Raw genomic sequence first — 12,795 nt, 5'->3', positions numbered from 1 at the left:
TGGCGCTCGAGGATAGCCGGTATTCCCTCAAGGGTAGCCGCACCTCTGAGGGACACGACTGCGGCGGGCATCCGAGGATGCCCGCCGCAGTCGTGTGAAGCTGTGGCAACAAGCTGAAGCCGTTGTCTCAGCCCCGCCCGGTGGCCTCGGTGGAGAGAGAGTCGAGCAACTTCATGACCTCTGCTTCGCGGAACCTGCGATGTCCGCCCGGCGTGCGTAGCGAACCCAGACGACCGGCATGCGCCCATCGGGTGACGGTCTTGGGGTCCACATGGAACAGGGTGGCAACCTGGCCAGGGGTCATGAGGGGCTCTGCGGCCTCGCTGTAGGTGGGTGCGCTCATCGACGTTCCTCCACTGTTGGGTCCGCGCCGTGTATCGGCACTGATACTGCTGTGAGTGCCATAGTTGCATCCAGACCTCCGGGTACTCGAACGATTACCAGTTGGTAAAGGGGAGGTAATAGACAAATCGGATAAGTCGGGACGTTCGCCGAACCAACGGGTGTGGGTAATCTGGGGTGCGTGAGCGAGTCATCCGAGAAGTCATCAGCCAACAACCCCAGCGACGGATCTGCATCGAACGACGGTGCACCCGTGCGGGTGACCAAGGGGGAGCTGGCACGCGATGTGGTGCTCTACTCGGTGGCCAGGCTGCTGCTCGTTCTCGTGATCGCCGCGATCATCATCGGTGGCGGCAGATTGTTCGACGTCGACGTTCCCTTGCTCGTGGCGGCGATCTTCGCCGTGTTGATCGCCCTGCCTCTGTCGTTGCTGCTGTTCTCGAAGCTGCGGGTCCGCGTGAACAAGGGCATCGCCACATTCGACGAGCAGCGTCGCGCCGACCAGGCGGAGCTTCGCGCAAAACTGCGCGGTGAGGACGGAACCTGATGCCGGACGTCGACATCGACCGTCGCGGCACCCGTGAGTGGGTGGACAATGCGGTCCGGTTGATCGAGGCCGACGCGCAGCGCAGCGCGGACACGCACTTGTTGCGCTACCCCCTGCCCACCTCGTGGAACGTGCAGCTCTACCTCAAGGACGAGTCGACGCACATCACGGGCAGCCTCAAGCACCGCCTGGCACGGTCGTTGTTCCTCTACGCGATCTGCAATGGCTGGGTCACCGAGGGCACCACCGTCATCGAGGCATCGTCCGGCTCCACCGCTGTCAGCGAGGCGTACTTTGCCCATCTGCTCGGCCTGGAGTTCGTGGCGGTCATGCCCGCGAGCACGAGTCCGGCGAAGATCGCGCTGATCGAGGCGCAGGGCGGCAAGTGTCACTTCGTCACCGACCCCTCGTCCATCTACGCGCAGTCGCACCGGTTGGCCGTCGACACCGGCGGCCACTACATGGATCAGTTCACGCACGCCGAGCGGGCCACGGATTGGCGGGGCAACAACAACATCGCCGAATCGATGTTCACTCAATTGCAGCGAGAACTGCACCCGATTCCGGAGTGGGTCGTCGTCGGTGCGGGAACTGGTGGCACCAGCGCCACCATCGGACGGTACCTGCGCTACCAGAAGATGGACACCGGTCTGTGCGTCGTCGATCCGGAAAACTCGGTCTTCTTCGACGGATGGGCGAAGGGTGACCCGCTCGTGAAGGGGCAGCGCGGTTCTCGGATCGAGGGAATCGGCCGTCCCCGTATCGAACCGTCCTTCGTCGGCCAGGTGGTGGACCGCATGATCAAGGTTCCGGACGCGGGCTCCATTGCCGCAGCCCGGCATGCCAGCGCGGTGCTGGGCCGCAAGGTCGGCGGGTCGACGGGGACCAACCTGTGGGGTGCCTTCGGCCTGATCGCCGAGATGTTCGCAGCCGGCCGCAGCGGCAGCGTCGTGACGTTGCTGTGCGACGGCGGCGAGCGGTACTCGAACACCTACTACGACGACGCGTGGGTGGCCGAGGAGGGCATAGACCTCACCGGGCCTGCCGTGGTGCTCGACGAGTTCTCACGCACCGGAGCCTGGACTGCGAGCTAGCCCCGTGCGACGGCTCGGCGCATCGTGACGCGGGGCCAGGCGTCCAGTCCGTATCGGGCTTCGCGTTCCCGAACTCTGGCCAGTCCCGGGGTGATCTCGGAATCGGCAAGGCGCCTGAAGCCGAGGCGCTCGTAGTACGGCGCATTCCACGGAACGTTCGCGAACGTGGTGAGCGTGAGTGCAGGTAGCTGTTGTGCGTTCGCCCAGGTGTCGATTTCGCCGATGAGACGCGCCCCGAGTCCGCGACGAGCGTGGGCTGGGTGTACTGACACCTGTTCGATATGGGCGGCAGCGTCCACCACCTCCATCAGCGCGTACGCGACGGGGTGGTCGTCATCGTCGGTGGCGACCCAGATGTGCGCCGGTGTGAGGTATTTCTCGAGGTCGTCGATGGTCGGTGGGGGATCGTCGGCGATCGCGGACATGCCGATGTCGCGAAAGGGTGCGCCTGCGGCGACTTCGATCTCTTGCAGCCTGGATAGGTCCGTGGAGGTTGCCAGTCGGATCACAGGTCATTCATACCCGGGTTTCGGGCCTGGACCAACAACCTACGGTGCCGTAGGTTGTGTACGTTGGCGAGTAGACGTCGAGGATCGGGGTTGATCATGGACCGGCCTGAGGTGGCGCTGGACAACAGCGATGAGGTGTACGCCTACTACCGCAACCACCAACAGAATCGTGGCCTGGCCAGGGCTGCGTACGCGCTGTTGAGTGCGAAGTATCGGCCGCGGGTCACGTACGCGGAGGGTGCGGAACGTGCCCTGCGTGACGTGCTTCGGTCCGACGCCGTACTCGTCATCGCGGCCAACCATCTCAGCCAGAGCGACCAGTACACCCTGGCCGCCACTGCCTGGCGAACACCGCTCCGTCGGGTCATCGGACGCACCCGTGTGCTGGCGAAGGACGAGGTGTTCGCACCGGATCGTCGCCGCCGCGAAGTCGACATCATGGGCGGTATTCCAGTGTTCCGCAGCAAGAACCACGGCCTACGCGCCGTCGCGGATGCCGGCCGGCGGATGATGGATGTCTCCGCTGAAAGGCTTTGTCGAGGAGACAATCTGGCGATATTCCCGGAAGGGACGTGCAACTACGACGACCCTGCCGTGGTGCAGCATGTGAACAGCGGAATCGGTCACATCGTCAGTCGTGCGACAAAGGGCGGTGCAAAAGTTGCATTGCTGTCCATCGGCATCTCGTACGGACCGAATCCGGCGGCGGGAGAACCTGATGTGAAGTCGGCCAGCGTGTTTCTCCCCGAACCCGTCTTCGATCTACCGCGCAAGCCGATAGAAATCTCGCGCCTCGTGCACACGGATCTCCAGAAGGCCGTAGACGGCGCGCACGCCGCTTACTGAGGCGTTCCCGAGGCCTCCTTGTTGCACGAATGGGGCGTTCGTCCGTTCTGACGGCACGAATGTTCCATTCGTCCCGCGGCGATCTCGGCACGAACACGCAGACCCGGCCCGTGTCAATGTGTGTTGACACGAAATGACCGTCAACGTAGATTGACGGTATGTCCGAAGCAACCACGCTCGCAGCGGCCGCAGGCAGTCCCGATCCCGGTGAGGGCCTGAAAGCCGTTCGGGCACTGCGCCGCCTACTCGAACGGCTCGAGGCGCTCCAGGTGGACAACGCCCGCAAGCAGGGGTGGTCGTGGCAGGCGATCGCCGATTCCCTCGAAGTCAGCCGGCAGGCCGTGCACCAGAAGCACAACAAGAGAGGCAGGTAGCCCCATGTTCGAACGGTTCACGAAAGATTCCCGCGCAGTCGTCGTCGATGCGCAAGCGCAGGCGCGCACCGCGAAGTCGGCGCACATCGGAACCGAGCACCTGGTTCTGGGGATTCTTTCCAGGGCAGGTGGTCCCGCCAAAGACGTGCTGGAAGAGTCAGGTGTCACCGCAGCAGGGGCTGCAAGGCAGATCGCGGAACGTAGCGAGGTGCTCAGCGACGTCGATGCGGAGGCGCTCGGCTCGATCGGCATCGACCTCGACGAGGTTCGACGCACCGTCGAAGAGGCGTTCGGTGAAGGTGCGCTCGATCCGCAGGCACAACCCCGGAAGACGGGATGGCTCGCCCGCAAAACGGGGCACATTCCCTTCACCAAGGACGCGAAGAAGGCCCTCGAACTCGCTCTTCGTGAAGCCGTCGCGCGCAAGGACGACTTCATCGGCACCGAGCACGTACTGCTCGGCATTCTCCGCGCTGCGAACGGCGTTACGCGGGACGTGCTGGAGGTCGAGGTACGGGTCTCGGAAATCCGGCGCCGACTGCTTGTCGAACTCGACAGGGCAGCCTGACCTCAACCTTCGCCAATGTCGTCGCGGTGTGTCAACATTCACGGATGACATTCCTGGTACGTCTGGTCATCAACGCCTTCGCGATCTGGCTCGCAGCTCAGTGGATCAAGGGCATCGACATCTCCAGCTCCGGCAACGGAACCGGCTGGGACATCGTTGTTCTGCTCGGGATCGCGCTGGTGTTCACGGCGGTGAACTTCTTCGTGAAGCCACTGGTGAAGTTGCTGTCGCTGCCATTGCTCATCGTGACGCTGGGTCTGTTCACCCTGGTGATCAACGCACTGATGTTGATGCTGACGGCATGGATCAGCTCGCAGACCGACTACGGCATGACCGTCGACGGATTCTGGACGGCGTTGTGGGGCGGCCTCATCATTGCGATCGTCAACTTCGTACTCAGTATTTTCGTTCCGGATCGCGACTGATCCGGAACAGTTCCGTACGGCCCCGGTCAAGCAAGAGCGAGGGCAACTCCGGTTGCCGCCGCCCACACCAGCATCGCCAAACCTGAATCTCGCAGGGCGGGTATCAGGCCCAATCCGAGTTCGCCCTTGCGGACGGGGGCGTTGGCCCGCACGGCGAACGGGACCGCGAGGAGTGCCAGCAGTGCCCACGGGGTTCTGAGAACGAGGATTGCGGTCATCACGAACGGTGCCGCGAGCAACGCGAGATGCACGGTACGGGTGCGTGCGTCGCCCAACCTCACCGCAAGAGTGAGCTTTCCGGATTCGGTGTCGGTGGGGATGTCGCGCAGGTTGTTCGCCACCAGCACGGCGCTCGAGAACGAGCCGACCGCAACGGCTGCGGCCAGACCCGCCCAGTCGACACTCTCCGCCTGCACGAACTGTGTGCCCAGGACGGCGATCAGGCCGAAGAACACGAACACGGCGATCTCGCCGAATCCGCTGTACCCGTACGGCTTCTTGCCTCCGGTGTAGAACCAGGCTCCGACGATGCAGAAGGCGCCGATCGCCACCAACCACCATGCGGTCACCGCGGCGAGGACCAGGCCGGCAACAGCAGCAACGGTGAAGCATCCGATCGCGGCGTTCTTCACTGTGGCCGGGGGCGCCAGCTTCGACCCGACGAGCCGTAGCGGTCCGACGCGTTCGTCGTCGGTGCCGCGGATGCCGTCGGAATAGTCGTTCGCGAAGTTCACCCCTACGATCAGTGCGAGCGAGACGACCAGCGCCAGCAACGCCTTCCACCAGACTGCCCCGTCCAGCGACGCCGCCGCACCGGTGCCGACCAGTACCGGTGCGATCGCGTTCGGCAGTGTGCGTGGTCGCGCGCCTTCGATCCATTCAGAAACCGTTGCCATGGGTCGATCTTTGCACTGAGAGGGGAATCTGCCTGCATCCGCGCGGACCTGCCATCCGTCCTGGCGCTGAGTCATGCGTCGGCCGACCCTGGCATCGGCAGTTCGTAGGTGATCAGACGAGAGCTGTTGGCGACTACGGCGATTGACGACGCATTGTGCAGGATCGCAGCGAGAACCGGAGACAGCGCGCCAACCGCACTGACCAGCAATCCGATCGCGTTGACCGCAATTGCCATGCTGTAGTTCTGTTGGATCACCGTCACCGTGTGGCCACCGAGATCGCGCACATCCAAAAGTCTGCGCAGGTCGTCGCTGGCAAGGGCTACATCCGCGGTTTCGACGGCGACATCCGTTCCGGCCAAGCCCATGGCGAAGCCGATGTCAGCTGCGGCGAGCGCCGGTGCATCGTTGGTACCATCGCCCACCATGGCAACCGTGTGCCCCTCATTTTGGAGCGCACGGACCACGGCCAGCTTGTCTTCCGGCATGACCTCGGCCTGCCATTCGTCGATGTCCAACTCGGTAGCGACGGCTGCGGCGGTAACAGGATGATCGCCGGTCAGCATCACGATTCGGGCCAGTCCATCGGCCCGAAGGCACGCGAGGACGTCGAGGGCCTCGGGGCGCACCTCGTCGCGGAGACTGATCAAACCCACCAGCGCACCGTCAACGGCGAGCAAGAGGGGGGTTTCGGCGCGGCGTTGCAGTCCGGATACCCACGCAGCTGCCTCCGCTGAAACGGGCACGCTCTCGTCCCGGAGCCAACCCTCGCTGCCCAAGAGCAACGTTCGCCCGTCTGCCCAGGTTCGCATGCCGAGCCCGACGAGCACTTCGCACTGCTCGTGCGGGGGGATGGTGATGTGGCGCTCCTCGGTGGACCGGATGACTGCTTGCGCGAGGGGGTGCCGGGAGTGAATCTCGGAGCTCGCCGCGTAAGCGAGGACCTCCTCGAGGGTCCAGCCCTCGTCGAACGTCACCACATTGGTGACGATGGGACGCCCGACCGTGAGGGTGCCGGTCTTGTCGAACACGATCGCATCGACGCGGCCGGCCTGCTCGAGGTGTGAGCCACCCTTGATCAAGATTCCGCGCCTGGCACCGTTTCCGATGGCCGCGCTGATCGCCGTCGGGGTCGACAAACCGACCGCACACGGGCAAGCGATGAGCAGCATGGTCATGGCGCGCCGGACGTCGCCAGTCAGAAAGAGCGTCAGCGTGGCGAGAGTGAACGAAGCTGGTACGAATCGTCGGGAGAAGTTTTCGCCGACGGTCTGTATGGGGGCACGGTGTTCCTGCGCCTGCTCGACCTGCGAGATGATGCGCCCGATCGTGGTCTCTTTGCCCACCGCCGTGGCCCGGACGACCAATCGTCCGCGGATCAGCGCCGTCCCCGCATGCACGGTGTGGTCGACGGAGGTGGCGACCGGCAGCGTTTCCCCCGTTATGGCGGACTGGTCCACGATCGCCTCGCCGTCGACCACCGTTCCGTCGACCGGAATGGCGACATGATCGTGCACTACTACCTCGTCGCCGACCCTGAGCGAATCGATTTCCGACTGGACCTCGGTACCGTCGGGCAGTCGAATCCATGCCGTGTCCTGTGTCCCCTGAAGAAGATCCGAGATCGCGCGCCTGGTCCTGCGCAGGGTCAGCTCCTGCAGGTACTCGCCGATGTTGAGCAGCCACAGAACGGTCAGAGCTACCACGTTTTCGCGAAGCACGAGACTGGCGACGGTTGCCGTCGACACCAATGCATCCGTACCTGCTGTCCTTCTTCCTGCCATGGACCTGACGGCTCCACGGAGGAAGGGGTACCCGGTGAAGATCGTGGCCCCGGTGGCGAACAGTCGGCTCGTCGGTCCGAGCAGCGGCGCGCGTCTGAGCCCGTAGCGGCGCACACCGAGCAGGAAGAGGGCTGCACCACCAATGGCCATCCGCACGATGTCGGCGTTTCCCACATCTGCAGAGCGGGGCGGCCGGTCGGGCACCGACGCCCACGCTGTCAGCGCACCGGTCTCGATCGCCTGGCGCAGTTCGTTCTTGTCGAACCTGTGCTGTGAATACCAGACCACCACGGACCCGGTCCGGGGATAGGCGTGTACGGCGCGCACACCGGAAAGCGTCGAGACTGCGTCTTCGACGGCCACAGCACGGCCGTCGCTGGCGCGCAGCCACCGAACCCGTATCCGGATGCGTCCTGCCGAATCCGAAACGACGACCAGGTCGCTTGTAGCCGACTCGACGCTCATGTCAGTGTTGGTGACCGTGACCGACATCGGGTTCGGCTGGCGGCGGAACGTCCTCACCGATCCGGCCCCTGGCCTCGGCCACCACGTCGGAGATTTTCAAGCGCGCCGACTCCGCGCCTTCCTCGGCTTTCCGAGTGCCCCGGAGACCCCACGCTGTGACCGTAACCGCTGCGTCGTGGATCGGGGCTTTCGCGACAATTTTGCGGGCGCCGTTGTAGGCGGCAACTCCGACGACGCCGGTGACGACGGTGGAAGCGGCCTTGGCGAGAACTAGGTGAAGGGCCATGTCCCATTTTCGCATCTCCGGGAAGCCCAGCACATCGGAACAGAGAGAGTCGATAGTCGATTGCCCAGTCGCGGTACTCACCGGACTTGTCTGTCGGCCGCCGCACCCCCCGCCTGTCGGAAGCGGGCCGTGAGTGCCCGCCGGTCGACCTTGCCCGGTCCGCGCAGTGGGAGAGCGTCGACGACATGCAGTTCGCGGGGTGCCGCAGTCGCGTCGAGAGCACGGCTCACGAATACACGCAGTTGATCGAGCGTCGGAGGTTCCTCCCCGACGATCACGGCCACCACCCGCTGGCCGAGTCGCTCGTCGGGCACGCCGATCACCGCGCATTCGCGAACGTCGGGATGCTCCGATATCGCCGCTTCCACGACTTGCGGGACGACCGTGAGCCCGCCCGTCGAGATGGCTTCGTCGAGACGACCAGTGATGCGCAGAGTCCCGTCCGTGACGGTTCCGGCATCGTCGGTGCGAAACCACCCGGGCTCGGCGAAAGCCGGGTGGTCCGGGATTCCTCGATATCCGTGAGCGACAACGGGTCCGCCGAGGAGAACGCGGCCGCCCTCGACACGCACCCGTACGCCGTCCAGCGGCACCCCGTCGTACACGCAGCCTCCGCAGGTTTCGCTCATTCCGTAGGTGCGAACGACGGTGATGCCCACTTCTGTGGCTCGGGCGAGAACCGGTACCGGTGTCGCGGCGCCGCCGAGCAGTACCGCGTCCAGCGATGCGAGGGCCGCGGCCGCATCCGGGTGGTCGAGTGCTTTCACGAGCTGGGTAGGCACCAGCGACGTGTACTTCCGTGGCCCGGTCATCGACGCGATCGCGGGTATCAAATCCACAGGGTCGAAGCCGCTGGACACGTCCAGGATCACCGGGTCGGTGCCCGCCAGCATGCTGCGCAGCAACACTTGCAGGCCGGCAATGTGATGCGGCGGCAACGCCAGCAACCACGAACCTGGGCCACCGAGACGTGAATGGGTGGCGTTTCCGCTCGCCCGCAAGGCAGCGGCGGGAAGCATCGCACCCTTCGGTGTCCCGGTGGTTCCGGATGTTGCAACAACGAGTGAGATATCTGGGTCGATGGGCTCGTCCGGTCCGAGTGCATCGGTGAGGCGCAGAGTTTCGCGGTGGTCGTCGCGCGGCACGGGAAGAAACGCGGGTCCGTCGTCCTCGAGCGTCGCTGCCAAGCTGGGCAGGACAGCGGCGGCACCCGGTCCGGCCGGGATGGGGAGCAGGCGTAGCGGGCGCGTCATGAATTCAGGGTTTCACGAGTCGTGGCGGGGATCAGACAGGGGATCAGAGAAGGGGCCAACCACCTCGAGCGAGGCGGGCACTGACACGGCCCACGTCCGTCTCGAGCGGCATCTCGTGGGTGACCTTGGTGATCAGTACTGCGATGTCCGCTTTTTCGATCGGCAGGTCACCCGCCTCGACGAGCACGTCGGCCACGGCGTCGACCTGGTCTTCGGACAGTCGACGGGCGAGCAGCGCAAACAGTGGAATGTAGTCGTGCTCGGGCACACCGTCGGGATAACCGGCTCGCAGCCAGCCGACGATGGAGGCGAGTAACGGAGGAAGACTCAACGCATCACTCCAGTTCGCGCGGCGCTTCCTCGTCGTGGGCAACGGGCCAGCCCCCGGCAGCGAGGCGCTCGGTGACGCGGGCGAGATCCTCGTCGGTCGGCTCCTCGTGGATGACGCCGGAAATGAGATTCCTGATGCGGGTGTAATCGATCTGGCGTTCGGGATGCTCCTGGGAAGTCGCAGCGGACAGTGCGACGACTTCTTCGATTTCCTCCGGCGTGAGGCGGCGACGCAGCACGGCAAGTATGGCGAAATGGTCTTTCGCCGGTATGCCCTCCGGGTACCCGGCACGGAGCCACTCCAGGACGGAACGGAGCGAGTACTTGGACATCAACCGTCCTCTTTCTGCGATGGGGCGGACTTCATGCCGCTCAGAAGACCTTGATTCCGAAGGTGCTGGCCAGGAAGTCTTCGGTGAGTAGCAGTATTCCACTGGCGACAGCGACGACAATGATGGCGAAGCACAAGGTCGCGCCGATCTTGCCGACGAGGGTGGACCCGCCCGGCCCCGAACCTGCGGCCGATGAGCGTAGTCCCAGGGCGAAGAGCGCGGGCAGTCCCGCTCCGAACAGCAGTCCTACGGCAACGACCTGCCACAGGGAATCGAGGGTGTCGGTCAGAAGTGTCATCCCTGGCTCCCGTCGGTGATGGTGGTCGGTGTGTTCTCGGACGTGCGATCGCTCGCGTCCCACTCCGCATTGACGTTGCCGGAATCGACCGGTTGCCTACGCGCCCGGAGGTACATGAAGGTGGCGAGCCCGATGAGTGCGCCGAACACGACCAGGACGCCGGGCAGTCCACCGATGACGTGGGCGACAGCCCAGCAGATTGCGCCTGCGATACCCGCGGACGGCAGTGTGATCAGCCACGCCACTGCCATGCGGCCGGCCACACTCCAGCGAACCTCCGCGCCTTTGCGTCCCAGCCCACTACCGAGGATCGAACCGGTGGCCACATGTGTGGTGGACAGCGGCAGACCGAAGTGGCTCGACGTGAGGATGATTGCTGCGGAGGACGATTCTGCAGCCATGCCTTGCGGGGATGCGATCTCGACGAGTCCCTTGCCGAGGGTGCGGATGATGCGCCAACCCCCCAGGTAGGTGCCCAGTGCGATGGCCACGGCGCAGCTGAGCTTCACCCAGAACGGCATCTCCGTATCGGGGGAGATGCTGCCGTAAGCGACGAGGGCAAGAAAAATGACGCCCATGGTCTTCTGGGCGTCATTGGTGCCGTGCGCGAGGGAGACGAGGGATGCGGAGCCGATCTGGCCGATCCGGAATCCCTTCTGCCGGGACTCCTCGGGGACGTTCGAGGAAAGGCGGTAGACCAGCCAGGTTCCTACGCCGGCGACCAGTGCAGCGACGACCGGAGCGAGGACGGCGGGTACGAGGATGTTCCCGATCACGCCGTCCCACTGGACGCCGCTCACGCCGATCCCCGCGATGGCGGATCCGATGAGGCCACCGAACAGGGCGTGCGAGGAACTGGACGGCAACCCGAAAAGCCAGGTCGCGAGATTCCAGAGGATGCCGCCGACGAGACCGGCGAAAACGATCAGGAGTAGCGCGTCATTACCGACGGAATCGAGGTTGACCACACCTTTCGCTACCGTTGCTGCGACTTCGACGGACAGGAAGGCGCCGACGAGGTTCAATGACGCTGACAGCGCGACCGCCACCTTCGGTCGCAGTGCTCCCGTCGCGATCGACGTCGCCATCGCGTTGCCGGTGTCGTGAAATCCGTTCGTGAAGTCGAATCCGAGTGCCGTGACGACGACGACGAGGAGAACGATGAGCTCAGCGGTCACCCCGTAAATGTACAGCTCGTGTCCAACCGATGAACGAACCGTGCTGCCCGGGGTGCAACCCTCGTTCTACTCGGTTTCCGGTGCCCGCGAATCGAGCCGAATGGGGTGGTCGTAGGGGATCTCGACGAGCACGATCTGCACACCGTCCGGGTCTGTGATCCACATCTCGTGCAGACCCCACGGTTCCTGACGGGCTTCTCTCGCGATCTGAACACCGGCCAGCACCAGTCCGGTCTGAACGGCCGTCAGGTCCCGCACCTGCAGCCACAGTGCACCGTCGAAACTGGTCGAATCGCCGCGGCCGCCGTGTGCTGCGATTTCGATCAGACCCTGCCCAGCGAAGAAGACCGTGCCGCCGGGGTACTCGCGAGCCGTCGCCAATCCGAGAGTTTCCCGGTAGAAGGCCAGGGTTTTCGAGTAGTCCTTCGGCCGCAGAATAGTTCTGCTGCTGAGGATTTCCACGTCTCTCAATCTCCTTCACTCGGTCTGGCTTCGTGGCCGGGCCGCCCGTGGGTGCGCCGAGCCTCCTTCATATCTGCCTCGAACAGGTGGCGCTTGCCCTCGGCGAGTTCGTCGCGCAGTGCCCGTTCGTGGTCGCGGAATTGTGCCCAGTACCCGTCGTCGAACTCCTCGATGATTTGGAACGTCCACCGGCCGTCAACCACGTTTCGTCCCACAAGGTCGTGTTCCAAGCGGTCTGCCTGCGCGTTGTGTCCCGCCGAGCGCAGATGCGCGACCACCGCGTCCAGTTGCAGATCCGCATGCCCGATCAGTTGGTGGAAGGAGTAGAGGTGCCCCCGAGCCCGCTCGACTGTCTCGAGGGCTTCGGACAACCTGCCCAAAGCAAGAACCGTCTGGTCGGACACTCCCTCGGGTCGGCGGTGGCGGGATGCGGGTACCTCACGGTGCCCTTCCGGTACGTGCATCTCAAGTCCTTGGTCGCCGTCGGTTTGTCAGGAAGCCGACCACCCAGCCGAGTACGAATATTGCGAGGAGGACGAACCACAGTGGGGACGTGAGCTTCATCCAGAACAAGTTGATGGAAGTGGAATCGCGGTTCTGAACGACGAACACCACCAGCAAGGTGGTCAGAATCAGCGCAGTCCATTGGCCAGATGACACAAGGGCGAGACGGTGGCGGATCGAATTCTTCGTTGTGCTCATCGTGTTCTCCTCGTTCGGAGTTCTTGGCGTGAGTCTATGTGGGTGAAGGCGGTTCGGGGGCAAAGCGTTCATACAGCGTGGCGATCCCCTTCGCCTGTGAGTGG

The 12,795-nt window shown here is 64.4% G+C and carries 19 protein-coding genes; 6 read left to right on the top strand and 13 right to left on the bottom strand.

What is annotated here, in order from left to right:
* Nucleotides 1-127 precede the first annotated feature (127 nt).
* The gene (locus ACZI8Q_RS09855; protein ID WP_463373331.1) at nt 128-343 is read right to left on the bottom strand and encodes a BldC family transcriptional regulator; all 216 of its coding nucleotides are present in this window, start codon (nt 341-343) and stop codon (nt 128-130) included.
* A gap of 180 nt (nt 344-523) precedes the next feature.
* On the opposite strand from ACZI8Q_RS09855, the gene ACZI8Q_RS09850 reads away from it, so the two are divergent.
* The gene (locus ACZI8Q_RS09850) at nt 524-889 is read left to right on the top strand and encodes a DUF4229 domain-containing protein (RefSeq protein ID WP_463373330.1); all 366 of its coding nucleotides are present in this window, start codon (nt 524-526) and stop codon (nt 887-889) included.
* Nucleotides 889-1,983 (top strand): L-cysteine desulfhydrase Cds1, encoded by a 1,095-nt coding sequence (cds1, locus tag ACZI8Q_RS09845; protein WP_463373329.1) that lies wholly within the window; start codon nt 889-891, stop codon nt 1,981-1,983. The genes ACZI8Q_RS09850 and cds1 overlap by 1 nt, the downstream gene beginning before the upstream one ends.
* Here the strand turns inward: cds1 and ACZI8Q_RS09840 are convergent.
* Nucleotides 1,980-2,492, bottom strand: coding sequence for a GNAT family N-acetyltransferase (locus ACZI8Q_RS09840; RefSeq protein WP_463373328.1), 513 nt, complete (start codon nt 2,490-2,492; stop codon nt 1,980-1,982). The genes cds1 and ACZI8Q_RS09840 overlap by 4 nt on opposite strands.
* 96 nt (nt 2,493-2,588) lie before the next feature.
* Here ACZI8Q_RS09840 and ACZI8Q_RS09835 point away from each other — a divergent pair, with 96 nt between their 5' ends.
* From ACZI8Q_RS09835 to ACZI8Q_RS09820, 4 genes are all read left to right on the top strand, one after another.
* Nucleotides 2,589-3,338, top strand: a complete 750-nt coding sequence (locus ACZI8Q_RS09835) for a lysophospholipid acyltransferase family protein (protein ID WP_463373327.1) — start codon at nt 2,589-2,591, stop codon at nt 3,336-3,338.
* Between the two features lie 158 nt (nt 3,339-3,496).
* Nucleotides 3,497-3,712 carry a helix-turn-helix domain-containing protein gene (locus ACZI8Q_RS09830; RefSeq protein WP_463373326.1) on the top strand — a complete coding sequence of 72 codons (216 nt, stop codon included), beginning with the start codon at nt 3,497-3,499 and terminating at the stop codon, nt 3,710-3,712.
* 4 nt (nt 3,713-3,716) lie between these two features.
* Nucleotides 3,717-4,280 (top strand): Clp protease N-terminal domain-containing protein, encoded by a 564-nt coding sequence (locus ACZI8Q_RS09825; RefSeq protein WP_463373325.1) that lies wholly within the window; start codon nt 3,717-3,719, stop codon nt 4,278-4,280.
* A gap of 44 nt (nt 4,281-4,324) precedes the next feature.
* Nucleotides 4,325-4,705, top strand: a complete 381-nt coding sequence (locus ACZI8Q_RS09820; RefSeq protein WP_463373324.1) for a phage holin family protein — start codon at nt 4,325-4,327, stop codon at nt 4,703-4,705.
* Nucleotides 4,706-4,731: 26 nt separating this feature from the next.
* Here the strand turns inward: ACZI8Q_RS09820 and ACZI8Q_RS09815 are convergent, their stop codons facing one another.
* The 11 genes from ACZI8Q_RS09815 to ACZI8Q_RS09765 all read right to left on the bottom strand — a co-directional run bounded on the left by ACZI8Q_RS09815 (nt 4,732) and on the right by ACZI8Q_RS09765 (nt 12,691).
* Nucleotides 4,732-5,601 (bottom strand): 1,4-dihydroxy-2-naphthoate polyprenyltransferase, encoded by an 870-nt coding sequence (locus ACZI8Q_RS09815; RefSeq protein WP_463373323.1) that lies wholly within the window; start codon nt 5,599-5,601, stop codon nt 4,732-4,734.
* Between the two features lie 71 nt (nt 5,602-5,672).
* Nucleotides 5,673-7,850, bottom strand: a complete 2,178-nt coding sequence (locus ACZI8Q_RS09810; RefSeq protein ID WP_463373322.1) for a heavy metal translocating P-type ATPase — start codon at nt 7,848-7,850, stop codon at nt 5,673-5,675.
* 1 nt (nt 7,851) lies between these two features.
* Complete coding sequence (locus ACZI8Q_RS09805) at nt 7,852-8,136, bottom strand: DUF1490 family protein (RefSeq protein WP_463373502.1); 285 nt, start codon at nt 8,134-8,136, stop codon at nt 7,852-7,854.
* Nucleotides 8,137-8,213: 77 nt separating this feature from the next.
* Nucleotides 8,214-9,389 carry an o-succinylbenzoate--CoA ligase gene (gene menE, locus ACZI8Q_RS09800; protein WP_463373321.1) on the bottom strand — a complete coding sequence of 392 codons (1,176 nt, stop codon included), beginning with the start codon at nt 9,387-9,389 and terminating at the stop codon, nt 8,214-8,216.
* Nucleotides 9,390-9,432: 43 nt separating this feature from the next.
* The gene (locus ACZI8Q_RS09795; RefSeq protein ID WP_463373320.1) at nt 9,433-9,720 is read right to left on the bottom strand and encodes a DUF3349 domain-containing protein; all 288 of its coding nucleotides are present in this window, start codon (nt 9,718-9,720) and stop codon (nt 9,433-9,435) included.
* A gap of 4 nt (nt 9,721-9,724) precedes the next feature.
* On the bottom strand, nt 9,725-10,051 hold the full coding sequence (locus tag ACZI8Q_RS09790) for a DUF3349 domain-containing protein (RefSeq protein ID WP_463373319.1): 327 nt from the start codon (nt 10,049-10,051) through the stop codon (nt 9,725-9,727).
* 40 nt (nt 10,052-10,091) lie between these two features.
* Nucleotides 10,092-10,349 (bottom strand): hypothetical protein, encoded by a 258-nt coding sequence (locus ACZI8Q_RS09785; RefSeq protein WP_463373318.1) that lies wholly within the window; start codon nt 10,347-10,349, stop codon nt 10,092-10,094.
* The gene (locus ACZI8Q_RS09780) at nt 10,346-11,527 is read right to left on the bottom strand and encodes an anion permease (protein WP_463373317.1); all 1,182 of its coding nucleotides are present in this window, start codon (nt 11,525-11,527) and stop codon (nt 10,346-10,348) included. Before ACZI8Q_RS09780 ends, ACZI8Q_RS09785 begins: the two co-directional genes overlap by 4 nt.
* A gap of 66 nt (nt 11,528-11,593) precedes the next feature.
* Nucleotides 11,594-11,989 carry a VOC family protein gene (locus ACZI8Q_RS09775; RefSeq protein ID WP_463373316.1) on the bottom strand — a complete coding sequence of 132 codons (396 nt, stop codon included), beginning with the start codon at nt 11,987-11,989 and terminating at the stop codon, nt 11,594-11,596.
* 5 nt (nt 11,990-11,994) lie between these two features.
* Nucleotides 11,995-12,453 carry a hypothetical protein gene (locus tag ACZI8Q_RS09770; RefSeq protein WP_463373315.1) on the bottom strand — a complete coding sequence of 153 codons (459 nt, stop codon included), beginning with the start codon at nt 12,451-12,453 and terminating at the stop codon, nt 11,995-11,997.
* A 1-nt stretch (nt 12,454) separates the two neighbouring features.
* Complete coding sequence (locus ACZI8Q_RS09765) at nt 12,455-12,691, bottom strand: LapA family protein (RefSeq protein WP_463373314.1); 237 nt, start codon at nt 12,689-12,691, stop codon at nt 12,455-12,457.
* Nucleotides 12,692-12,795 lie beyond the last annotated feature (104 nt).

This window comes from Rhodococcus quanlei, from assembly GCF_055231015.1.
The sequence above is the reverse complement of the archived record's forward strand: the minus strand, read 5'-3'. Positions and strand labels throughout refer to the sequence as shown.